Source organism: Pedobacter sp. GR22-6, assembly GCF_037402555.1.
Classification (GTDB): Bacteria; Bacteroidota; Bacteroidia; order Sphingobacteriales; family Sphingobacteriaceae; genus Pedobacter.
On record NZ_JBBEUC010000002.1, the window covers coordinates 681,501 to 704,620 of the forward strand.

The 23,120-nt window shown below is 44.5% G+C and carries 18 protein-coding genes; 11 read left to right on the top strand and 7 right to left on the bottom strand.

Annotation, left to right across the window (positions count from 1 at the left end; all coding sequences use genetic code 11):
* Positions 1-63: 63 nt before the first annotated feature.
* Positions 64-1,059, top strand: a complete 996-nt coding sequence (locus WAE59_RS10420) for a fumarylacetoacetate hydrolase family protein (RefSeq protein ID WP_337855896.1) — start codon at positions 64-66, stop codon at positions 1,057-1,059.
* Between the two features lie 25 nt (positions 1,060-1,084).
* Positions 1,085-1,972, top strand: a complete 888-nt coding sequence (locus WAE59_RS10425) for a flavin reductase family protein (RefSeq protein WP_337855897.1) — start codon at positions 1,085-1,087, stop codon at positions 1,970-1,972.
* 12 nt (positions 1,973-1,984) lie between these two features.
* On the opposite strand, the gene WAE59_RS10430 is transcribed toward WAE59_RS10425, so the two are convergent.
* The 7 genes from WAE59_RS10430 to WAE59_RS10460 form a co-directional block, all read right to left on the bottom strand.
* On the bottom strand, positions 1,985-2,530 hold the full coding sequence (locus WAE59_RS10430) for a C40 family peptidase (RefSeq protein WP_337855898.1): 546 nt from the start codon (positions 2,528-2,530) through the stop codon (positions 1,985-1,987).
* A 62-nt stretch (positions 2,531-2,592) separates the two neighbouring features.
* Positions 2,593-3,294 (bottom strand): SDR family oxidoreductase, encoded by a 702-nt coding sequence (locus WAE59_RS10435; RefSeq protein WP_337855899.1) that lies wholly within the window; start codon positions 3,292-3,294, stop codon positions 2,593-2,595.
* 7 nt (positions 3,295-3,301) lie between these two features.
* Entirely contained in the window at positions 3,302-5,089 is a 1,788-nt protein-coding gene (locus WAE59_RS10440; RefSeq protein ID WP_337855900.1) for an aromatic amino acid hydroxylase, read from the bottom strand.
* Between the two features lie 91 nt (positions 5,090-5,180).
* Positions 5,181-5,672: a GtrA family protein gene (locus WAE59_RS10445; RefSeq protein ID WP_337855901.1), complete on the bottom strand. Its 492-nt coding sequence runs from the start codon at positions 5,670-5,672 to the stop codon at positions 5,181-5,183.
* 2 nt (positions 5,673-5,674) lie between these two features.
* On the bottom strand, positions 5,675-7,603 hold the full coding sequence (locus WAE59_RS10450) for an LTA synthase family protein (RefSeq protein WP_337855902.1): 1,929 nt from the start codon (positions 7,601-7,603) through the stop codon (positions 5,675-5,677).
* Between the two features lie 32 nt (positions 7,604-7,635).
* Positions 7,636-8,319 carry a CAP domain-containing protein gene (locus WAE59_RS10455; protein WP_337855903.1) on the bottom strand — a complete coding sequence of 228 codons (684 nt, stop codon included), beginning with the start codon at positions 8,317-8,319 and terminating at the stop codon, positions 7,636-7,638.
* A 307-nt stretch (positions 8,320-8,626) separates the two neighbouring features.
* Positions 8,627-10,108 carry a glycine--tRNA ligase gene (locus WAE59_RS10460; protein ID WP_337855904.1) on the bottom strand — a complete coding sequence of 494 codons (1,482 nt, stop codon included), beginning with the start codon at positions 10,106-10,108 and terminating at the stop codon, positions 8,627-8,629.
* A gap of 91 nt (positions 10,109-10,199) precedes the next feature.
* On the opposite strand from WAE59_RS10460, the gene WAE59_RS10465 reads away from it, so the two are divergent.
* The 9 genes from WAE59_RS10465 to WAE59_RS10505 all read left to right on the top strand — a co-directional run bounded on the left by WAE59_RS10465 (position 10,200) and on the right by WAE59_RS10505 (position 23,048).
* Positions 10,200-10,793 carry an RNA polymerase sigma-70 factor gene (locus tag WAE59_RS10465; RefSeq protein ID WP_337855905.1) on the top strand — a complete coding sequence of 198 codons (594 nt, stop codon included), beginning with the start codon at positions 10,200-10,202 and terminating at the stop codon, positions 10,791-10,793.
* A gap of 146 nt (positions 10,794-10,939) precedes the next feature.
* A complete protein-coding gene (locus WAE59_RS10470) occupies positions 10,940-11,911 on the top strand; it encodes a FecR family protein (RefSeq protein ID WP_337855906.1) in 972 nt (323 codons plus the stop codon).
* A 164-nt stretch (positions 11,912-12,075) separates the two neighbouring features.
* Positions 12,076-15,528: a SusC/RagA family TonB-linked outer membrane protein gene (locus tag WAE59_RS10475; protein ID WP_337855907.1), complete on the top strand. Its 3,453-nt coding sequence runs from the start codon at positions 12,076-12,078 to the stop codon at positions 15,526-15,528.
* An 11-nt stretch (positions 15,529-15,539) separates the two neighbouring features.
* Positions 15,540-16,937 (top strand): RagB/SusD family nutrient uptake outer membrane protein, encoded by a 1,398-nt coding sequence (locus tag WAE59_RS10480; protein WP_337855908.1) that lies wholly within the window; start codon positions 15,540-15,542, stop codon positions 16,935-16,937.
* 10 nt (positions 16,938-16,947) lie between these two features.
* Positions 16,948-17,706 carry a DUF4843 domain-containing protein gene (locus tag WAE59_RS10485; protein ID WP_337855909.1) on the top strand — a complete coding sequence of 253 codons (759 nt, stop codon included), beginning with the start codon at positions 16,948-16,950 and terminating at the stop codon, positions 17,704-17,706.
* Between the two features lie 12 nt (positions 17,707-17,718).
* Positions 17,719-19,251 carry a PKD-like family lipoprotein gene (locus WAE59_RS10490; RefSeq protein ID WP_337855910.1) on the top strand — a complete coding sequence of 511 codons (1,533 nt, stop codon included), beginning with the start codon at positions 17,719-17,721 and terminating at the stop codon, positions 19,249-19,251.
* A gap of 14 nt (positions 19,252-19,265) precedes the next feature.
* On the top strand, positions 19,266-21,194 hold the full coding sequence (locus WAE59_RS10495; protein ID WP_337855911.1) for a TlpA family protein disulfide reductase: 1,929 nt from the start codon (positions 19,266-19,268) through the stop codon (positions 21,192-21,194).
* A 1-nt stretch (position 21,195) separates the two neighbouring features.
* Positions 21,196-22,266: an alpha/beta hydrolase family protein gene (locus WAE59_RS10500; protein ID WP_337855912.1), complete on the top strand. Its 1,071-nt coding sequence runs from the start codon at positions 21,196-21,198 to the stop codon at positions 22,264-22,266.
* 74 nt (positions 22,267-22,340) lie between these two features.
* Positions 22,341-23,048, top strand: a complete 708-nt coding sequence (locus tag WAE59_RS10505; protein WP_337855913.1) for an ATP-binding cassette domain-containing protein — start codon at positions 22,341-22,343, stop codon at positions 23,046-23,048.
* The last annotated feature ends 72 nt before the right edge of the window (positions 23,049-23,120 follow it).

Sequence of the window (23,120 nt, forward strand, 5' to 3'; positions counted from 1 at the left end):
TTTTATGAAGAGGTTTGCTGTAATTTTATATAGATTTGGCACGACTACTTAAAATCTAAAAATATGAAACTGGTATCCTATAAAACAGAAGACAGAGAGCACCTGGGTGTTTTTGTAAACGGACATATTTATAATTTAAATTCCTGCGACAAGCAATTGCCGGATGAAATGAATGCCTTTCTGCAAGGTGGTGAGGTGTTGATGGAACGTGCGAAGAAGATCGATGCCCAGATCAAATCGGGAGAACTTGAGCCAAAGGAAGAAGCTTTTTATGAGTTGCTGGCACCTGTTCCGCATCCAACTTCCTGCCGCGATGGCTACGCTTTTCGTCAGCATGTAGCTGCGGCACGCCGCAACCGTAAAGTTGACATGATTGCAGAATTCGACCAATATCCTATATTTTATTTCACCAATCACAACGCCATTCAGGGGCCTGGGGAGATTGAGTGTATGCCGGATCATTTTCAGAAACTGGATTTTGAACTGGAGGTAGCAGTGGTGATCGGTAAAAAGGGACGTAATGTCACCGCTGCCGAGGCCGATAGCTATATCGCAGGCTATATGGTCATGAACGACATGAGTGCAAGGACATTGCAGATGGAGGAGATGCTGCTCAACCTGGGGCCGGCAAAAGGCAAAGACTTTTCCACGGTGATCGGTCCATGGCTGGTCACACCAGATGAACTTGAGCCCTACAAAGTAGCGGCAAAATCAGGGCATACCGGCAATAACTATAATTTGAAAATGACTTGTACGGTAAATGGAGTGGAAGTCTCGGCAGGCAGTATGGGCGATATGGACTGGACTTTCGCAGAAATCATCGAACGTTGCGCTTATGGTGCAGATATTTTGCCCGGAGATGTGATCGGCTCGGGAACCGTTGGTACAGGTTGCTTCCTGGAACTGAACGGTACGGGTTTGCTAAATAATCCCGGCTTTAAACCACAGTGGTTGCAGGATGGGGACATCGTAGAAATGGAAATCACCGGGCTGGGCCGCCTGAGCAATACCATCAAAAAAGCAGATACTGATTTTTCTATCCTTGCTTTGAAGAAATAATTCATATTCCCTCATAAAAATCCTTATGCTGACCATCAATACCTCAGAACTGTCCCCGGCGCAATTGCAAAACTACCTCCAGTATGCCATTGCGCCGAGGCCGATCTGTTTTGCTTCCACCATTGACCAGGCAGGTAACATCAACCTCAGTCCTTTCAGTTTCTTCAACCTCTTCAGCACCAATCCGCCAATGTGCATTTTTTCTCCTGCGCGGCGGGTGCGCGACAATACCACGAAACACACATTGGAAAATGTATTGGAGGTAAAGGAATGTGTCATCAATATTGTGAACTATCCGATGGTGCAGCAAATGAGCCTGTCGAGCACCGAATATGCCAAAGGCATCAATGAATTTGACAAAGCCGGCTTTAGCATGTTGCCTTCCACCTTGGTTAAGCCGCCCCGTGTTGCCGAAGCGCCGGTACAAATGGAATGCCTCATTACAGAAGTCATTTCGTTGGGTGAAAATCCCGGTGCCGGAAACCTGATTCTGGCGGAAATTAAACTGATCCACATTAAAGAAGAAATTTTAGATACAGAAGGGAAGATCGATCAGGCAAAGATCGACCTGGTGGCCCGGCTTGGGGGCGACTGGTATTGCCGTGTGACTCCTGAAAATCTTTTCAAGGTAGCGAAACCGCTGACTACTCTTGGCGTAGGTGTAGATGCGCTGCCTCATGCGGTTCGCAATTCTATGGTACTCACAGGCAATGACCTCGGGATGCTGGGCAATGTAGAGCAGCTTCCAACTGACGAAGAAGTAGATGCAATGCACATCCATCCACAGGTAAAGGAAATTCTTGATGCGACTATTGGGGATGCTGGCAACCGCGAAAGAGAACTACATGAATTGGCAAAGGTTTTTCTGAACGCAGGGAATGTAGCGGATGCACTGAAAATTGTATTGTTATAGCGGAGCTCGGGTTTATAGAATGCTCACCACTTTTAAAAAGCGCTTTCTGTAAAAGCCTTCATTCAGACTGGTGATCGTCACCCCGCGCTTGGCGCCTGAAGAAGAATGGATGAACTTGATCTCGTCCCCTTCAACAGAATAGATAATGCCCACATGTCCTGGAGTTCTGGATCTACTGTTGGTTCCAGTAAAAAGGATGACATCTCCGATCTTCGCATCTTCCAGTTTCTTGGCAGAGCCGCTTACTGCGAAATCCCTTGAGGAACGCGGGACTTTAAATCCGAAGTTGCTAAATACGTAGTTGACAAAGCCTGAGCAGTCGAATCCCCTGGAAGGGCTACTGGATGCGGTTCGGTAGCGGATACCCAACATGGATTTCGCAAATTCCAGTAATTTATTGGGAGAGGTTTCAGGTAAGCTGATCTTTTCTTTTTCCAACGGAACCTGTTGACTGAGCTTATTTACCAGCTCCCTGTATTCAAGCGGTATGGTGGTTTGCGCCCTGAGGCCGCACACACTGCAGAAGAAAATACTAAAAAGAATAATGGTTTGCTTCATATCAATAGGGTTAAAGTTATCAAAAATATCCTTTAACCCTAAAAATGTTGATAACTTGTTGGTTATGGCGTGGTTACTGCAACAGGCAGGGTTTTTCCATTAAAGAACTTATGTCCGGTCCTGGCAAAATCAGCTACATACTTACCCATTTCGAAGGCAAGTACCGGCGATTCATAGCCGGGGAATGCCTGTTCCAGCATTTCGGTTTGGGCAGAGCCCAAAGCCAGACAATTGATCTTAATGCCGCTTTCTGCCAGTTCATAAGCCAGGCATTCTGTAAGGGTGTGCAGTGCCGATTTGGAAGCAGAATAAGCTGCTAGTCCGGGAAATTTAACGCTGCCCTGGAAACCGCCCATGCTGCCAATATTGACGATGTGTGAGCCTGCAGTCATTAGTGGTACCACATGACGGATCATGTTGAAATGCCCCATCACATTGCTCTCCAGCATATGCCACATATCTGTTTCGGTAGTTTTCAGAAAGGGTTTATTCACCAGGGCACCCGCATTGTTGATGAGGATGTCCACCGTTCCCAGACGTTCCACCAAAAAAGGCACTAAAGCCGCATAGTCGTCCTTCACAATATCAAATTCTACGGGCAGCAGGTTACAGTCTGGATTGATGCTTTTGGCGATTTCCAGCAGTTTCCTCAGCTTATCCGCAGAGCGGGCAATGCAAACTACCGTGTTTGCGCTATTTAAAGTCAGTTCCAGTGCGGTCTCAAAGCCGATTCCACTGCTGGCACCTGTAATGATGATGTTCATATGTTCTTTAATCTTCTTCAGTGATCAGCTGGCTTACCGGATTTTCAATCACATGCAGGCCATCATTGATCAGTTTGTTATGGTCTGGCTCGCTGGCGGCCTTTAGTTCCAGGTAAATGCGTACTTCCTTTTCCAGTTCAGGGTATAGTTGTTTGTGGTATAGGATTTCCAATACTTCCAGTGCACATAACCAGTCCTGACGGTGTTCGCTGCGCAAAGCTTCAAAAATTTCAGGTAAAGCTTCGTAGCCATTTTCATTTTCACGCATGGCCCGTACGGATTTATACAGTTGGTGGAGCTTGAAAGTCTGTTCGTCATACACAATTTTGTGTGTTTGCTGGTCGCTCACATGGGTCAGCTCTTCGTAGGCATCTTTGTCTGCAGCTCCATTGAATACTGAAACAATCTTCTCGCCAATTGCCATATCATATACTCCCCATTCCGGTTGGAAGAGGATGTTGCCATTGCTTTCTTTTACGGTGCAGTCCTCAAAAGTGATCATAAAGGTGCGTTCTTCATCGTCCTGATGAATGATGGTCACCAGTCCTTTCACTGTGATGCCACTTTCAAATTCCAGCAGTGCGATGCTTTGCGGTCTGATACCACAATCCAGCAACTGCCTGAAATCCATAGCTTCAATCGGGGTGTCAATTCCCTTGAGTTTGCCAACCGGAGAAGAGAAACCATCTTTGTGGTAGATCTTTCCGTGACCTTCCAGTTCTTCGCCGTCAAAAGCGAGGGCTGAGGGGCCTGTAGTTTTAATGAAAGTTAGCCCGTCTTGCTGGTCGATACCCATATCGGTAAATATGCCAGTTACCTGCAGGCCAGAGCTGTAGACTGCTGTTGCGGGGTTCTTGCATTCGATCGCCTTAATGATTCCTTCGCTGCCTCCACGTCTGAAAGCCATGGTATCTGCAAATGCCTCCAGAACATCGATCAGGTTTTGGAAAGTTTCGGTGACGAAGAGTTGCGGTTGGGGCTTGGTGATGTCGTAACTGTAATTGATTGTATCCATATTGTACCACAACTTTTCTACATCTGCCTTCATGCAGGAAGAGCTCTCCCCAATGGATGAAAGCAAGCCGGCACCATAGATTTTTGGATTTTCCAATGTGCCGATCAATCCGTATTCTACTGTCCACCAGTGCAAACGGCCTAGTAATGCCATTTCAGAAGGTTCTCCCATGTTTTCGGAGATTTGCTGCAAATGCTGCTCTGCCCTGGCAATCTCATGTGTGTCTGCATCTACAGATTCTTTCAGGATGGAAAGGTGGCGGATGGCTTCATACAGTTCAAAATCCTTGGAAGAAAACATAGCTTTAGCACCGATAGAACCAAAATAGCTGAGGTAATTGTTGTAGTCCGTATCAGCAATGATGGGCGCATGTCCTGCCGACTCATGGATGATATCCGGAGCAGGTGTATATTCAATGTGGTTGATCTGACGGATATCAGCAGCGATCACCAAAACGCGATACGCCTGGTATTCCATAAATGCTGCAGGAGGAATAAAACCATCCACGGTAACGGCACCCCAGCCAATTTTGCCCAGGTTGTCATTCATGGTCTGCAGATCAGGAATGTACTCAATGCTCAGACCTGCACGTTGCAGGCCTTTGATATACGGATAATAAGCGACATGCTTTAAATAACTGTAATTCTGGCGCATGACATATCTCCATACCGCCTGGTCTACAGGCGTGTATTTTTTATAGTTCTGCTCCACGATAAATTGCCGCAGGTGTTTGGGCAATTTGGCTACTTGTTCATTGTTAAAGTCATTAAAATCGCTCATTGTAAATTATGCTTATTGATGAGCCTAATATACTTCAATACGGAGCTTTTAACAAATTAAATGCGACGCAATGACCCTCAAGTGATACAGATCACTTATTTTTCTTGACCCTGAAGGTGAAATGTTTTTGTAGAAAATAGCTGCAGAGCGATAAGGTCACTGTGATGAACGTCTGGGAGATTGAAGGATAGAAATGCAGGCCTTCCACCATGTATTTCAGAAGGGCAAGGTTCAGTCCGAAATTCACTGCAACAACAATTGCATACCTAAAAATCTGTATCCTTCCTTTTAGGTTAGATTGGGTAAAGACCAGGTATTTGTTGAGGATAAAGCCCCATAAAAAAGAAGCAAAAGTGCTGATGACCAAAGCCAAAGAGTGCGCGGTAACCAACTGCGGTAAAAACATGAAATCGACCTCTATGTTTTTCTGGTGCAGGATCCAGTTGTAGGCAATGTAGTAGGAAACGATCCCACATAAAGCGGTAGAACCACCGGAAGCGAGGTAACGGAAAGTATGGATCGGGATCCAGCGTGAAAATGGGGGGTAGAAAAAATCGATGAATTTCAACAAGGCTTTGCGCATGCTTACTGGACGGTTAATTGGTTACGGATCATTCTATTGTTGTACTGCTGTTCAAAGGCCTTTAAGTATTTTTCCATCTTTTCTGCAACTAACGGTGTTTTGTCCAAAATGTTGTGGGCCATCAATCTGTCGTTCTTCAGGTCGTATAAGGCGGTGCTGATTTTTCCATCGGTCAGTAAAAGGTAATCGCCCTGGTAAAAACTGAACCCACCGTCCAGATTGTTGACCACAAAGTTATCATTCCGCTTCGCAAAGGCGTCAAAACCAAGTGCAAAATACGGCTTATCGTAATGTAAATAATTCAGTACAGTAGGCATGATGTCGATCTGCTGCACATTCTTGTCTGATTTTCCCCGAAGATCGCCAGCAGGGTAATAGAACAGGATGGGTATTGAAAAATACCCTGCAGTGGTTTGGTATTCAGGGAAATAAGAGACTGTTGCGTGATCTGCGCAGAGTACAAAAATCGTGTTTTTATACCAGGGCATTTTAGATGCTTTGTTGAAAAAATTGCGCAGGGCCATGTCTGTATAGCCAATTACTTCCTGTACCGGAAGTGGCCCTTCCGGGAATTTTCCTTTGTATTCTTCAGGCAGGCGAAAAGGATGATGGGAGGAAAGGGAGAAGAAGCTGGAGAAAAACGGTTCTTTCAGGGTATTCATGGTTTCTGCCATGTATTGCATAAAGGGATCGTCCCAAATGCCCCACGTCCCGTCTGTATCTCCGTTTTTCTTGTACTCATTCATGCCAAAATAATGTTTGATCCCTGCCAGATGTGTATAAGAAGAAAAACCCATTGATCCATTTGGTGCCCCGTGGAAAAAAGCGGTTTCATAGCCTTCATCGCTTAGTAATTTGGCAATGCTGGTCGTCTTGTTGCCGGAATATACAGACAAAACGAAGGGTTCGCGTATTGAAGGGATACCTGTGATCACTGATGGGATGGCGTCAATGGATTTCCGTCCATTGGCATAGGTATGCGTAAAGGTGTAACTTTGTCCCACCAGGGAATCTATGAAAGGCGTATAGCCCTTATAGTTGCCTCCGTCCAGGTCTTTATTCAAACTGCCCACGTGCTCTTTGCCCAGACTTTCGATAATCAGGAAAACGACATTCAGTTTTTTGAATTTGCCGGTATCTGCCGGCAGGTGTACCGGATTGTAGATTGCTTTTAGTTCCTCCTCTGAATAGTACTTCAGTACATCGAGCTTTGAAGCTTTGAGCGTTCTGAAAATACTAAAGGGGGTATTCAGCACAAGGCTCATCTGATCAGGGGTATCTACAAACTCCCCGGCATTGCTCAGGGTGATCGGCCGGGTGCCAAATCCCCATCCACCGCGGATGCCGACCAGACATGCAAATGCGATAAGGCCAAGTAATATAGTATGAAACAGGTATTGTGGCCAGCCGAAAGGGATTATTGGTTTCAGCTTGACCAGGTCGTATAATTTAATGAACAACCAGATGAAGGCAATGAACAGCAGGAGCAGGTACCAGTAGTCGCCCATAAAATTCAAAAAAAGCTTGAACTTGTTCTGTTCATGACTGAATTGGCTGAATACAGTGGCAGTAGTCCGTTTAAGTGTGTACCGATAATACGCAAAATCCGCAAAATTGGCGAATACTCCGAGGCTATTGGAGACGACAAAAAGCCATTTACAAAAATTCTGATAGCCCTTGCCATAGCGGAATGGGAATGGAATAATGTTCAGCAGGATGTAGAGCAGGTTGATGTACAGCAGTGCGGAGATGTCGAATTTAATGCCGCCATAGAGCATGTACAGGTATTTGTTCAGGGTAATGTGCTGGAAAAGATCTTGGTTGAATGCATAAAAGCCAATCCTGCATAAGGTGTAAATGACCAGTAGCAGAAAAAAACGGTAGGCGAGCGCGAAATATAGGTTAACTGAGGTGTTTGGTTTAGTGTTCAATGCTGTAAATTCAGGCAGCGAATTTAGTCATTTTATGGAAGGGCGACAAAATCCGTAACTGAACAATATTTATAGCTTTTATGCGGCTGTATGCTCACCCCGATATAGTTGAATTTATAGGAAGTGTCAATGATGATTTTTCGATGGCCCAGGTTTGGTACGCCCTTGTCCAGCAATAACATGCAAATATTGCCCAGGCCTGAAGAAAAACCAAACGCAAGGTTCTCACCACAGGCTTTTTTAGGGTACATGGCGGTAATTCTGTCTTTAACTGTTCTTCCGTCCCTGGCAGTATGCTCTGCATAATTATATTTGTTCATATCCTTTGCATGCTGGCGTGCCACCCAGCTCATTGCTTCATCGGGATAAAGCATGGGCAGGTCTTTCACATTTTGGAGGTCTTTTTCCAGACTGCGGTAGTAGCTACTGCTGCGCTCGATGCGCAGGCTGTTGTAATTGCTGTATGCCGACATCTGTTTATTGTGGCTTTCCACAAAGTCCTGGAAAAAAGTTAAAAAGAATTTCTCCCCGTTCATCCGCGCGAGGTTCATGTACATTACCATGTCTTTCTCTTCGCCTGTCAAATACGCTGCGGTTTTCGCGGTATTGGCCATTGTCAATTCTTCTTTAGACCAGGTAGGGCGATTTTGCAGCCTGGCGGAAGCTGGTAGGTAAGCGTAGAGCAGTAGAAATAAGGCAACATTAAACACTTTCATGAAGAGGTTATTGCAAAAGCCAAGCCATTTTGGTAATGCTACTCCATTCTTATTTTGAGCTCGTATCACATGGATTGGGAATAAAAAGCAGTACACGCTATAGCTCGTGCTCACATGAAACACACTTTAATCACATTTCCTTCACAAAAAGGTACTCTTTTGTGGCTTTATTGTCAACAAAGTGTGAGCAAGGTGTGAAGCAGCTATAAGTTTGACTGCAGTTTCTCTGCTATCCGAGCCGATCAGCCTGTAAATAAAAAAGCTCCCTTGAGGCCGTCAAGGGAGCTTGAATTTTTGTGAAATGGTACTATCTCAATAAGTTTTTCCAGCTGACTTTATTTCCGATGATGTCGAACAGGTCTTTGATCTCGATGCGTTGTTGCTCCATGGTATCGCGGTGACGGATGGTTACGGTGTTGTCTTCCAAAGTCTGGTGATCGATGGTTAAGCAGAACGGTGTACCAATGGCATCTTGTCTGCGGTAACGTTTACCAATGGCATCTTTTTCTTCGTATATGCAGTTGAAATCCAATTTCAGCGCATCCATTACTTCTCTTGCTTTTTCTGGCAGACCATCTTTCTTCGTTAATGGGAAGATGGCAACCTTGATGGGGGCGAGACAAGGGTGCAGGCGCAGTAAGGTTCTGCTGTCCTGGCGCTCTTCTGTGCTCAGGTCTTCTTCTTCCAAAGCATTGATCAGGGTCAGCAGGAACATCCTGTCCAGACCGATGGAGGTTTCGATGACATAAGGGATATAGTTGCCATATGGTTTGCCATCGGCATTCAGTTCTGCATCGAAATACTGCATTTTCTTTCCGGAGAATTCCTGATGCTGCGAAAGATCGAAATCTGTACGGCTGTGGATACCTTCTACCTCTTTGAAGCCAAATGGGAATTCAAACTCAATATCTGTGGCCGCGTTTGCGTAATGTGCCAGTTTTACATGGTCATGGTAACGGTATTTTTCTGCAGGCGTACCCAATGCTTTGTGCCAATTTAAACGTGCTTCTTTCCAGTACGCAAACCACTTTTCATCTTCACCCGGACGGACGAAGAATTGCATTTCCATCTGTTCAAACTCGCGCATGCGCATGATGAACTGACGGGCTATGACCTCATTTCTGAAGGCCTTACCGATCTGTGCGATACCGAAGGGGATCTTCATACGGCCGGTTTTCTGTACATTCAGAAAATTAACAAAGATTCCCTGTGCAGTTTCTGGCCTCAGGTATACTTCTTCGGAACCTTCGGCCATCGCGCCAAACTGGGTGCTGAACATCAGGTTAAACTGACGCACGTCTGTCCAGTTTTTGGTGCCACTTACCGGGCAGGCAATTTCATGTTCCTCAATCAGGGTTTTTAAGCGTGGCAGGTCTTCAGCTTTCAGGGCATCGTCCATGTCTGTCTGCAGTTTTGCTGCTTTATCAGTTTTACCGTCCTTTTCATAACGCGCGATTTTATCTTCCAGCAGCTGATCAGCACGGTAGCGTTTTTTAGAATCTTTATTGTCGATCATTGGATCGTTGAAGCCGTCTACGTGACCGCTGGCTTTCCAGATCTTAGGGTGCATGAAAATGGCAGAGTCGATGCCGACAATGTTTTCGTGCATTTGCACCATGGCTTTCCACCAATACGTTTTGATGTTGTTTTTGAGTTCAGCGCCCAGTTGCCCGTAATCGTATACTGCACTAAGGCCATCATATATTTCACTGCTTTGGAATACGAAACCGTACTCTTTGGCATGGGAGATCACATTCTTGAATTGTTCGTCGTTATTGTTTTTTGCCATAATGGTGCAAACTTAGAGATTTGGCTTTAGTTAATCAAGTTAAGCGGATTGTCCGCGAAGCGAAATATAAATATATTTTATTAAATTTGATTTGCAACATATTATAATGTCGATGTATAAGGGCTGTTCAGATGCGGAATTGGTCGACCTGTTAAATGGGGGTAGCAGGGAGGCTTTTGACGAGATATACCGTAGAAACTGGTCTGCGATGTACCTCGCGGCTTTTAATATGCTTCAGGATGAAGATGCTTGCATGGATGTGGTCCAGGATGTATTTGTCTGGATCTGGAACAAGCGGGGTAGTCTGGAAATCCTTTCCTTGAAATCATATCTCATTTCTGCGGTAAAATATAAGGTGGCAAATGTCATTCGTAAGTTGAAATTGCGTCAATCTTTCTTCGATCAGATTGAAACTGAGGAGCCTTCCTTCAATAATGTAAGCAGTGAGTTGGAATTGAAGGAGCTCAGAGAAGTTTTGCTGCAATTTACAGCAGAATTACCTGATAGATGTCGTGAAGTTTTCGATTTGAGCAGAAATGAACATTTAAGTAATAAGGAAATTTCTCAAAAGATGGGGATTTCTGAAAAAGCGGTGGAAAGGCAGATGACAATTGCCTTAAAAAGGCTTAAGGTTTCGTTGATGCGCTTGTTTTTGTTTTCTATTCTGCTTTTTTTAATGCTTTAGTTGATCCTGGATGTTGTTTTTCTGACAATGTTAAAATAATTTAAACTTTTTGTGATTTTATTTGTGGGGTTGTTCTCTTTTTAAGTGCCTTATAATAAATGGGGCATCAGGCAGATGTGCTGTCCCTTTAAAAAAGAGAGATTCTAATGAAAAGAGAAGCATTTTTTCAGCTTACAGATAAAATAAATGATGGCACTGCAACTGATGCAGAGCTGGATCTGTACAATCAGTACTTCCAGCATTTTCAAACGAAAAAGGTTTGGGATAAAGCGGAGATGGGGGATGAACAGGTGCGTGGAGAAATGTTGTATCAGGCCATAGACCTGGCCATTGCAGATGCTGTTCCGGTCAGGAAACTAAACAGCGGATGGAAACGGGTATTGACCGCGGCAGCAATAATGTTGCTGGTAGCAGGGGCGGCATTGTTTTTTATGAATAGAGAAGGCGCGGCTACCGCGCAGGACATGGTGTCCAAAAGCAATAGTGCCGCTTCAAAGACCAATGACCTGATTCAGTTGCCTGACGGAAGTACTGTCATCCTTAGTGCGGGTAGCCAGTTAAAATATGCAGGCAGCTTTGATGGCAAGCCTATCCGTGAAGTGTTTCTTACCGGCAAGGCCTTTTTTGATATCAAACACCTGGAGAATCAGCCCTTCATCGTGCGTACAGGGAAGGTAAATACCCAGGTTTTGGGGACGGCTTTTGATGTCGATTCACGGAGTGGAAAAGTGACTGTGACTGTAATCCGTGGAAAGGTAGTGGTGCAGAAAGAAGGGAAAACTCTTGGTACACTGACGCCAAATAAACAGGTGGTGTACAATTTTCACACGGACCTGACCGAACTGAACACCACGAATGCAGAAAAGACCATTGCCTGGCGCGAAAAAGACCTGGTATTCAACGATGTGACGCTGAGTAATGCTGCCTTGCTGTTGCAGGATCGTTTTCGGGTGAAGGTAGCGCTGGAGACTGAAGCCCTGGCTGCTAAGACATTTACAACCACACTATTTGAAAATCAAAGCCTTAAGGAGTGCTTGGATTTGATCTGCGATTTCAACAATGCCGTATATACTTACGATTCACTCACTAAACAAGTAACAATTAAACCAAAAAACTAAGACCATGAACAGACCTAGACCATCATAACCAAAAAGGCCCTGCCATAGCTACATATTTGCGGTATGGAACTATTGCAGAACCTCAGCGGGCTTCCCTTTGCGGAGGAAGACCCTTTTTAATGTAATTCTCATAAGGTATTTAAATCACACCAACATTCGAATATATGAATTTTTCTGCAATTGCAGCTAAATACGGGGACGGGTATGTCTGCCGTATACCAACAAAAATCCTGATTGATTTTATGCGTATTACTTCGTTTATCATTCTGACCATCACGATATCGGCGCAAATGCTGATCGCTTCCAATGTTAAGGGCCAACAAATGGAAGATGTACGCGTGAAATTGAAGTTGAACAGAGAAAGCCTGTCGGACGCGCTGGAGAAAATAGAAAAGCAAACGCCTTTTCATTTCCTGTACCGCAGTGAAGAAATCCGCGAGATCGGAAAATTAAACCTGGTAGAAACTACGACCACACTGGACCGGTTGCTACAAGCGCTGCTCGCAAACTCTTCCCTAGGCTTTAAGCAAGTGAATAGGCACATTGTTATTACTAAAAAATCAGAAATCACCTCAACGACTACGAATGAACAAAACGTTTACACAAATTCCATCAATACTGCGAGGCAGGAAATTAACCTGACCGGAAAAGTTGTCGATGAAAATAATGTGGGCATACCGGGTGCCAGTGTTTGGCTGGTGGGGACTAAAATAGGATCTACAACAAACAGTGTCGGTAACTTTTCACTTAGAGTACCTGACTCTACAGGCATACTTGAAATACGCTATGTAGGCTATAAGGATAAACGCATCAGCATTAAATCGGGTGCTTATAAATTGATTCAACTGGAAGTAGACCAGCAGAACCTGGATGAAGTAGTGATCAATAATGGTTTGTTTGACCGTAAGGTTGGTTCCATTACGGGAGCAGTCTCTACTTTCACTGGTGCGCAGTTGAAGGTGGTGACCAATCAGAACATTTTAAAAGGTTTGGCCATTCTGGATCCTTCTTTTCAAATAGTAGAGAACAACAACTTCGGTTCCGATCCAAACCGATTGCCGGATATCCAGTTACGTGGGCAGACTGGTATTCCGGATCCAGCTGCAGAATATGCTAATCAGCCAAACCAGCCACTTTTCATCCTTGATGGATTTGAAGCCACTTTACAGCGCGTTTATGATCTGGACATTAACCTCATCAAAAGCGTGGTTCTGTTGAAAGATGCTTCTGCGAAAGCTATATATGGAGCCAAGGCGGGAAATGGGGTAGTGGTGATCGAGACCATCAGACCAGAAGCGGGTGCATTGCGCGTATCTTACAGGGGAAGTTTAAACCTGACTGCACCTGACCTGAGCAGCTATCACCTGACCAATTCCCTGGAGAAGGTAGAGGCAGAACGTTTGTCGGGCAAATATACCAATGCCTTTCCTGCGCAGCAGGCCGCTTTAACAAGGCAATATGCACAGAATCTCAAAGCTGGACTGGACGGCGTAGATACGTACTGGTTGTCGCAGCCTTTGCAGAATGGCTATGGTCAGCAACATTCCCTGAATATGGATGGTGGTGACGAGGCCATGCGTTATGCAGTCAACCTGAATTATAACAACATCACGGGAGTAATGAAAGGCTCCGACAGGAGTACCCTCACGGGCTCGGTCAATTTGCAATACCGGTTGAAAGACTTTGCTTTCAATAACATATTGACAATAGACAACAACAAGGCGGTCAATTCACCTTATGGTTCTTTTGGTGATTATGCAAAAATGAACCCTTACTGGCAAATTTACGATGCCTCCGGCGCAATTATTCCAAGTTACCAGAGTTTCGGTATTACAGTATTCAATCCGCTGTATAATGCAACGCTAAATACCAAAGACTTTTCTACCTATCGGAATGTGACGGAGAACTTCTACACAGAGTGGTCTCCTCAAAAGAATTTACGTTTTACGGGACGTGTGGGAATTACTTCACAGAACAATACAGCGGAAAACTTTCTGCCGGCTAATCATACAAACTTTCTGGGCATACAGCCCAATACACCTGAATACCAGAATCGCGGACGGTATAGCCAAACGAACGGGAAGCAAACGATCCTAAGTTCCGATTTGGGTGCATCTTATAATTTATTGATCGGTAAGCACCAAATCTTTGCGAATGCGATCGGATCCATCAACAGCAACAGTACTGCCAACACCGGCTTTGTGATGGTCGGATTTCCTGATGACAACATAGACGATATCGCATTCGGAAATCAATATGCTCCAGGTAGCAAGGCTTCGGGAACAGAAAATACGGTGAGGACAGTTGCCCTCACTGGTGCGGTCAATTATTCCTACGACAACAGGTTCCTTGCTGATGTTTCCTATCGCAACAATGCCAGTTCACAGTTTGGGGTCAATAACCGCTGGGGAAGCTTTTCTTCTTTGGGTTTAGGTTGGAACCTGCATAATGAAGAGTGGCTGAAATCACTAACCTTTGTAGATCAGCTGAAATTACGCGGTAGCATTGGAAATACGGGTTCCCCGGTTTCCAACGGATACCTTTCCGTAGCCACTTATCAGTATGTGACTACACAGAACTACAATGGAGATATCGCCCTGCAGCTGATGGCCATGCCTAATGAAAACCTGAAGTGGCAGAAGGTTCTGGACAAAAACATTGGTTTGGACATGTTTCTGTTCAAGCGCTTGAGTTTCCGGTTCGACTATTTCATTAAGGATACTAAAGGTTTGCTGACAGACCAGTTTACACCACCCTCCTTAGGATTTGACAGTTATAAAGAAAATATCGGTGAAGTAAGGAATAAAGGCTATCAGGCAGGAATAAACATGAGCCTGATTGCTGCGAACCGCCGCTCACTGAGTGTGTTTCTGAATGTTGCACATCAAACGAACAAAATCAGAAAAGTTTCGGAGTCGATCATGGAACTCAATCGGGCTAACGATAATGCAGCTCAAAGACCCGGTGAGACTTTAGAACAGCGTCGCCTGCGTTTGCAACGTCCCTATGCACGCTATGTTCCCAATCAATCGATGAGTACCATTTGGGCCGTACCTTCACTGGGTATAGATCCCTCCAATGGCCGCGAAATTTATCTGAAAGCAGATGGTACGCAAACTTATGTGTACTCGACTGATGATCTGGTGAACAGTGGCGATTCCAATCCATCTCTGACCGGAACCTTTGGCGCCAACATGCGTTTGGGCAAATTCACTTCAAACTTTGCATTTACCTTCCGTACGGGTGGCCAGCAATACAATAGCACATTGGTACAAAGGGTAGAGAATGTTGATTTTGCCTATAATGTGGATGTCAGGGCCTTAGAGGATCGCTGGAAGACGCCGGGACAAGCTGCACTGTACAAGGATATTGCAGATTTATCCACCACTCAGCTGAGTTCCAGATTCGTACAGAACCTGGATGAACTGATCTTATCTTCGATCAGCTTAGGTTACGAATTTGACAAACTCCGGTTTTTCGGAAAGCAGAAGAACAGCAGGGTGTCTGCTAATGTGAACTTAAATGACCTTGCGCGTTTCTCAACGGTGAGGACGGAAAGAGGTTTAGATTATCCTTTCGCCAGAACGATGTCTCTTTCTTTACAAGCTACATTTTAACATTTACGATTATGAAAAGCGTTTATTATATACTTATACTGCCTTTGATGCTCAGTTTTACTGCCTGTAAGAAATTTCTGGACGTGAAACCTAAAACACAGGTTGAATCTGATGTGGCCTTTGAAGATGAGAAAGGTTACCAGCAGGCCCTGACCGGTATTTATGTTAAACTAACCGGGAAAAGTCTTTATGGAAAAGAACTGAGTTTTGGAATGCTGGACGTGCTCGGTCGCCAATACAATTCCATTACAGGCGTCTATACCAATTTTGATTCCTACAACTATCAGTTAGACACTGCGAAAACAAGGATTGCAGCAATCTGGAAACAGATGTACAATGGCGTTGCAAACGCCAACAATCTTTTGGCCAATCTGGACCGCACGGACCGGCCGCAGTTTACCGGGGTTAACTACAATGTGATCAAGGGAGAGGCCCTGGGTCTTCGTGCCTTCATTCATTTCGATTTGCTGAGGTTATATGCTCCTGCTCCTGCTTCGAATGGTGGAATGGATGCATTGGCGATTCCCTATGTTACCAAGTTCGGCGCGGAGAATGTTGCCCGTGGTAATGTGCGATCGGTGATCGGAAATGTACTAGCTGATCTGAACGCTGCGGCAGAACTGCTGAAAACTTCCGATCCCATAGTTGCCGGTAATCCTGCCGCCACCAATTATCTTAGAGACCGGTATTATAAATTTAATTATTATGCAGTTAAGGCGCTGCAGGCCAGAGTATATCTTTATGCCGGGGACAAGCCCAATGCACGGGCCTGTGCAGAGGAAGTGATCAACTCCAATGCCTTCCCATTTGCCAGTTCAGCAACCATCACGAGTGGGCAGAACAAGATCTTTCTTTCAGAGTTGATCTTCTCGCTGAACATGAATGACCTGCATACCTATGCGACGGGGTACTTTGGTAATGAAACCCAAAATTTGGCCAAACGCTATGATGACGCAAGGGCCGATTTTGACTTGACCCTTTCAGATTACAGGTATACCATTCTCACAAGCAATACTGCAGGTAATGTGCTAACCTATTCTAATAAATACCTGGCCGGCGCCAGTTCTCCGCTGGGTTATTTGTATAAGATGCCGGTGATCCGGGTGTCTGAAATGTATTATATCGCTTCTGAATGCCTGATACAAAGCAACAAGACGAAGTCTTTGGAATACCTGAATGCAGTCAGGCATGCCCGGAACCTGTCGGCAGATGTTCCCGCTAGTGTGTCCGATGCGGAACTGCAAAACCAGATCTTCAGAGAATACCGGCGTGAATTTTTAGCCGAGGGACAATTGTTTTATTATTATAAACGATTGAATGCTTCAAGCATAGAATACACAGCAGTTACCCCTAACAACTCAGTTTACGTGTTGCCTTTACCAGAGGATGAATTAAAGTATGGAAACTAAAACGAATGTTATGAAGACCTTTAAAATACACTATATCTTATGCCTGCTTTTCGTATTGCTGGTCAGCTCCTGCGCGAAAGATTTGGAACCTTATGAAAACCAGCCACAGGTATATTTCTTTGAACGGGCTACAGATCTAAATAAAACAAGGATTACTACCAAGTCTTTTTCCTTTATGTCTTTCCCTTCCACGGTAACCAAAGATACCCTGAAGATCAAAGTAAAGACGATGGGCTATCCGGCCGATTATGATCGCGTAGTTCGGGGCAAACTGATCGCTGAAGGCACTACTGCCGTCGAAGGCGTTAATTTTGATTTTATAGACGGTGTGGTCAAAGCCGGTCAGGTAGAAGGACAGCTGTGGATTCTCTTGTACCGCACTGCTGACATTAAGTCACGGAGTCTTCAGCTCAATCTGGGTATAGCAGAAACCAAGGATTTCAAACCCGGTGTAATTGAAGACAATTTCTTCAGTGTCAGCTGGAGCGATAACCTGGTGAAACCCTCCAACTGGGATGGATTCATCAGTTTATCTGCCTTTTTTGGAACCTATAGTACCACAAAATACCGGTTCATCATCGATGTGCTGGGCATAACCGAATTCAAATTGCAGCAAAGTGCACGTGTACCACTCGCAGAAGGGGAGTATTCGAGCGCCATGATGATCGATTTCAAGAATCGGATGAAAGAGGCCTTGGCAACTTACAACAATACCCATACTACGCCACTTACGGATGAAAATGGAGTATTGGTAACTTTTCCTAACTAAAGTTTTATGCACATGAACACTAAGATCTATCAATATATTGGAGGAACGCTGATGTTCCTTCTTCTGGGGCTTACCTATTCCTGTAAAAAGGACCTGGGGAATTATGAGTACACCGATACAGCCGTACCTCGTCTGGATACTACGGGCATTTCGGCAAACTTCTCCATTGAACGTTATGCAGTTTTGACCATAAATCCGGGCATTCAGTTCAACGCTGCAGACACCGGACGCCTGAATTACCAGTGGTTATTGTACAAGGCCCTGTCCGGAAGTGTGACGGAACCACCAGCGACGAAAGTCATCGGTAATTCACGCAGACTAAGCACCGCTATTGGTGAGCCAATCGGGTCTTACCAATTGGAGCTGGTCGTCACGGATACAAAAAATGACCTTAAATCTAACGTTATATTTAACCTGAACATCACCACAAACCTCGAATATGGGGTGATGGTGCTGCATACGAGGAGTAATGGCGGAGATGTTGATTTCCTCATTACCAGAAATGCGGTTCCGACAGTAACTGCCGACCGCTGGTTGAAGAACATTTACTCACAGTCACAGGGAATGACGCTGCCGGGAGATGCCCGTTTTATAGAGCAATCCAGAAAATCTAACTCTACGGAAAACTGGATCAACGTTGCGAGTTCTACGCAAATCACGAGGGTAAGTGGTTCTGACTTTGGTTTCATACGAGAGAATGCCGGTTACTTCCTGCGTCCGGCTGAGGTCATCAATCCTCAGGCCTATGTCCTGAGCACAACCAGCTTGTTTGACATGCTGATCAATAACAATAGGATGTATTTCATCAATTCGACAGATCCAAGGGCTGCAATTTTCCCGGGTGCGGTAACTGGCGACTATTCTTTGGCGCCGTTCATTGCGGAAGCATCTGCAAGCAGTATAGTTGGTGCGGTCTATGATACCAAAAAACTGAAGTTCATGCATCCGGTATCGTCCAATGTAATGGTAGATTTCAGGATGCCGGCTGCTTCGACTCAACCCTTTGATTTAACCAATATTGGAAAGACAATTATAGGTATGGACAGGGGATTCTCTAACCAAACTTTGAATTTCTTTAAGGACCTGACCGGGAATGGCCGTTGGTTATATGTGACCAATTTCAACAAGGCAGACGATGGCTTAATGGCGGTAGCACGTTACGACATGACTGCTTTACCTGATGTGACGAATGCAACGATTTTCAGATCGAGTGAATATGGCTATGCGGCATTTTACGCTACCGCTCATGATGTGTATCTCTATGATTATGCAGGAACCAACACGGCTAAAAAAGCATTCAGTGTTCCCGCTGCGGAGACCATTACCAGTATGAAGATCTTTAAACCAAAACCCAATTTCAACTTGTCAGCTACTGATGGCAGGTTGCTGTATATAGGTACTTGGGATGGTGCTGTTGGTCGTGTCTATGAGTTGAGGATCAATGCCGTGAGTGGCGAGGTTGAGCCGACGGTGTTGAATAAATTTGAAGGCTTTGGCCGTATAGTAGATATCACGGCTAAAGGAAGAGGAGCAGGTACATTATAATAAAAATTAAATATATGTTTAGAAAAATCATCCTTGCGGGTACCATCATGGTACTCGCAACAAATACCCTATTGGCTCAGGCACAAAAACCTTTTTCAATCAGCCCGGAAAAAGCAATAGCCGGAGAGAAAATCAATGTGAGCTATAACCCTAAGGGGACAGTGCTTGAAAAAAAGAAGAACATCAGTGCCACGGTGTATCAGTTTTGCAATTACGAATGGCGTAAAAAGGAGATCAAACTTGTAAAAAAAGACAGCCTTTGGACTGCCGATTATCAGTTAGCTAATGATGCTGCCTTAGTGGCATTCAAATTCAAGAGTGGGAAATTAACCGATATCGGCAACGGTTACGGTTGGTTACTATTTGATAAAAATGAAAGGAACGTTCCTGGTGCCTATGCGGGTTGGGCTTTCCTGAGAAATACTTCAGTCCCTGAATGGTCTACAGACTATACAGATGGTAAATCCTTGATAGGTGATGACGTGGTGGTCTACTGGATGGATCAACAGGTGAGACACGAGCCTTCAACTAAAAGGGAAATCTTCTACCCCCGGTTGAAAGTCCTGAAAAAGGTAGATGCAGAAAAAGCGAAAGTAAACGCACTAAAAGACATTCAGTACATGAATAACCTGACAGATCTTTCCTTTAAAGATCTTCAGAATATTAAAAAAGTGTATGCGGAGATTTTGGACCAGCCTGCATCAGCAGATTCTATAACCAAGGTCATTGCATCTATTGACTCTACGGCAATAAAGGCTAGAAATCCTGAAAAACTGGCCGCATTTAAAGCTATGGGCGCAGAACGCGATTATAAAAAACTGTTACCGCTGAACATCAGTTTCCTGGATCGCTATCCGATGTATCAGGCTGATCGCGCATTCGATAAAGCCAATTGGATCGACTATAGTAAGATTTATAGTGCTATTGCAATTATCGCATCTGTAGAGAAAGATTCAGCTACTTTCAAAAAGTATGTCGCAAAAGCACCTTTTGCCAGCTTGCCTAATATTTTTTATAAGGCTATGCAAGTCCCGTATGTATCGCTTAAAACATTTACCGCTGAGGAAGCTTATGGATACGCTCGTCCAATTATGGGACGTTTGTTGCAGTTTAATGATGCCAAATCTGAAGGCTTTATGGATGTTTACATGAGTAATGCAGCTATATATGCGGATATCCTGATGCATTTGAAAAAGGACGAGGTGGCTTTGGGCTTTGCTACTGCTGCACAACAAAAATATCAATATGAAAACTCACCGTTAAATGAAGTATCTGCTATACTGTTGGAAAGGGGAGGTCAGAAAGATAAATTGAAATTTGTGCTGGAGAGCAGCATGAAAAAGAACCAGATGACACCGCTCATGCTGGAGATGCTAAAGAAAAACTATGTTGCCTTAAATGGTAGTGAAACCGGCTATAACGCCTATTTGACATCTTTGAAGGATGTCAAACTGGATGCTGCATTGGAAAGTAAGGTAAAGAAGTCTATGATCAAACAGGCTGTTCCGGATTTCAATATAAAGAGCAATAGAGCTGGTAAAATGGTGAAGCTAAGTGATCTGAAAGGAAAGATTGTGGTGTTCGACTTTTGGGCTTCCTGGTGTGCGCCTTGTAAGGCCGCATTCCCCGGGATGAACATGGCTGTAGAGAAATACAAAGATGATAAAGATGTGGTCTTTTATTTTGTGGATACACAGGAGAAAATGAAAGATTATGAGGCTTATGTCAGCAAATATTTGAAAGAACGTAATTTCGATTTCAATGTGTTGTTTGATGCGGACGCAAAGATGTCGAAAAGCTATGGTGTAGGTGCAATTCCTCACAAAATGGTATTGGATAAAAACGGTATGCTTCGTTTTTCGGAAGTTGGTTACATGGGAAGCCCCTCTGAACTCGTAGATGAGATCAGTATGATGATAGAACTGGCGCGTAAAGGAGGCTAAGATGAAGAGAATTTTATGGACAGCTTCGTTATTGCTGTGTTTGAATACGGCATTCGGGCAAAGTAACGATGTGGAATTTAAAAATGCTGTCGGCGATATCAGCATTGGTGCCACGGTGTCTGTGCCTACTGGCTATAACAGTAGAAATGCAGTTGTGATTGTTTCGGGAGGCGGCATGCAGGACAGGGATGGTAAGATGGCGGGGCACCTTTGGTTTAAGGTGCTGGCAGATTACTTCAATTCCAGGGGCCTGACTGTACTCAGGATGGATGACCGGGGTGTGGGCAAGACGACAGGACAGTACGATCAGGCGACTACGGCTGACTTTGCGGCAGATGCTTTGTCCGCAGTACATTACCTGTTGTCGAGAAAAGACCTTAAGCTAAAAAAAGTAGGCTTGGTGGGCCACAGTGAGGGAGGAGCTGCAAGTGCAATAGCTGCGGCTCAATCTAAAGACGTAGCATTCATCATCAGTTTAGCAGGCTTGGCAGTAGACGGCATGACTTCATTGAAAACGCAAAATGAGGATTTGATAGCTGCATCTCAATTAAAGGATTATGACCGAAAGAGGTCTAATGAAATTAATAACCTGATGTTTGCTGTGGCCAGAAAATACGTGGACTCAGCCAATATGGAACAGAAGCTGAATGATACGTACAATGAATGGAAGAAGAAGGACGATGTTTACTTTAAAACACTGAACATTCAGTTTGACCATTTTCGTTTCCCGGTATATAGCTATGTGATGAACGCAGTGAAGCCCTGGTACCGGTACTTTCTGAAATTTGATCCGGCAAATTTTTTACCCAAGGTACAGGTACCCATTCTGGCGATCAATGGGGATAAAGATTTAATGGTTCGGCCTGAGATCAATTTGGCTAACTGGAAAGAATTACCAGCAAGCGGAGGGAATAAGCAGGTGACTACAAAACTGATACCCAACTTAAACCATTTGTTGCAACATTGCATAACTTGTCAGCCTCAGGAATATGCGTCCTTAAAAGAGGCAATCGCGCCTGCAGTGTTGGATGAGATCGGTAAATGGTTGCTCAGCCGGAAACTCGGCAAATAATCCTTTTGAAAATTATCGGTATAGCCATGCATTTGAAGAATGCATGGCTATATTTGTATTTAAAGTATTCCCAGGTGAGCATTCAAGTACGACAACTAAGCAAGCATTACGGTAAACAAAAGGCTGTGGATAGCATCAGTTTTGATGCCAATCCAGGCCAAATATTAGGCTTTTTGGGGCCTAATGGGGCTGGGAAATCTACCACGATGCAGATACTAACCAGCTATCTGAAGCCCGATACTGGCACAGCTTTGGTTTGTGGCTACGACACCCAAAGCCAGTCGCTGGAAGTCCGGCGCAGAATTGGCTACCTGCCTGAAAATACGCCTCTGTATATAGATATGTATGTGAAGGAATTCCTGTCTTTTGTGGCAGAGAGCTACGGAATGTCGGATGTTTCGAAACGTGTGCAGGATACCATCGAACTCGTAGGACTGCAGATGGAGCAGCATAAAAAAATCCATATGCTTTCTAAAGGCTATCAGCAAAGGGTTGGACTGGCGCAGGCAATCATTCACGAGCCCGAGGTGCTGATACTGGATGAACCTACATCCGGACTGGATCCCAATCAACTTGCAGAGATCCGGGAACTGATCAGAAAACTGGGCAGAGATAAAACGGTGATCCTGTCAACCCACATCATGCAGGAAGTAGAGGCCATTTGCGATAACCTGATCATCATTAATAAAGGACAAATTGTAGCAAATTCAAGTATTGTTGAGCTAAAAAAACAACATCAAACTGACTCTTTAGAGGAAATATTCAGGAAGCTTACTGCTTAATTATCTGTGGTTTAGTTAAACAGAATGATTTTTTCTTTGATCTTTTGTGTAACTGTTGGCCAAGTTTTTGTG

What these genes read in the sequence shown, in the direction of transcription:
- WAE59_RS10420 (WP_337855896.1), top strand. Translation starts at nt 64, where the DNA reads ATGAAACTGGTATCCTATAAAACAGAAGACAGAGAGCACCTGGGTGTT.
- WAE59_RS10425 (WP_337855897.1), top strand. Translation starts at nt 1,085, where the DNA reads ATGCTGACCATCAATACCTCAGAACTGTCCCCGGCGCAATTGCAAAAC.
- WAE59_RS10430 (WP_337855898.1), bottom strand. Translation starts at nt 2,530, where the DNA reads ATGAAGCAAACCATTATTCTTTTTAGTATTTTCTTCTGCAGTGTGTGC.
- WAE59_RS10435 (WP_337855899.1), bottom strand. Translation starts at nt 3,294, where the DNA reads ATGAACATCATCATTACAGGTGCCAGCAGTGGAATCGGCTTTGAGACC.
- WAE59_RS10440 (WP_337855900.1), bottom strand. Translation starts at nt 5,089, where the DNA reads ATGAGCGATTTTAATGACTTTAACAATGAACAAGTAGCCAAATTGCCC.
- WAE59_RS10445 (WP_337855901.1), bottom strand. Translation starts at nt 5,672, where the DNA reads ATGCGCAAAGCCTTGTTGAAATTCATCGATTTTTTCTACCCCCCATTT.
- WAE59_RS10455 (WP_337855903.1), bottom strand. Translation starts at nt 8,319, where the DNA reads ATGAAAGTGTTTAATGTTGCCTTATTTCTACTGCTCTACGCTTACCTA.
- WAE59_RS10460 (WP_337855904.1), bottom strand. Translation starts at nt 10,108, where the DNA reads ATGGCAAAAAACAATAACGACGAACAATTCAAGAATGTGATCTCCCAT.
- WAE59_RS10470 (WP_337855906.1), top strand. Translation starts at nt 10,940, where the DNA reads ATGAAAAGAGAAGCATTTTTTCAGCTTACAGATAAAATAAATGATGGC.
- WAE59_RS10475 (WP_337855907.1), top strand. Translation starts at nt 12,076, where the DNA reads ATGAATTTTTCTGCAATTGCAGCTAAATACGGGGACGGGTATGTCTGC.
- WAE59_RS10480 (WP_337855908.1), top strand. Translation starts at nt 15,540, where the DNA reads ATGAAAAGCGTTTATTATATACTTATACTGCCTTTGATGCTCAGTTTT.
- WAE59_RS10485 (WP_337855909.1), top strand. Translation starts at nt 16,948, where the DNA reads ATGAAGACCTTTAAAATACACTATATCTTATGCCTGCTTTTCGTATTG.
- WAE59_RS10490 (WP_337855910.1), top strand. Translation starts at nt 17,719, where the DNA reads ATGAACACTAAGATCTATCAATATATTGGAGGAACGCTGATGTTCCTT.
- WAE59_RS10495 (WP_337855911.1), top strand. Translation starts at nt 19,266, where the DNA reads ATGTTTAGAAAAATCATCCTTGCGGGTACCATCATGGTACTCGCAACA.
- WAE59_RS10500 (WP_337855912.1), top strand. Translation starts at nt 21,196, where the DNA reads ATGAAGAGAATTTTATGGACAGCTTCGTTATTGCTGTGTTTGAATACG.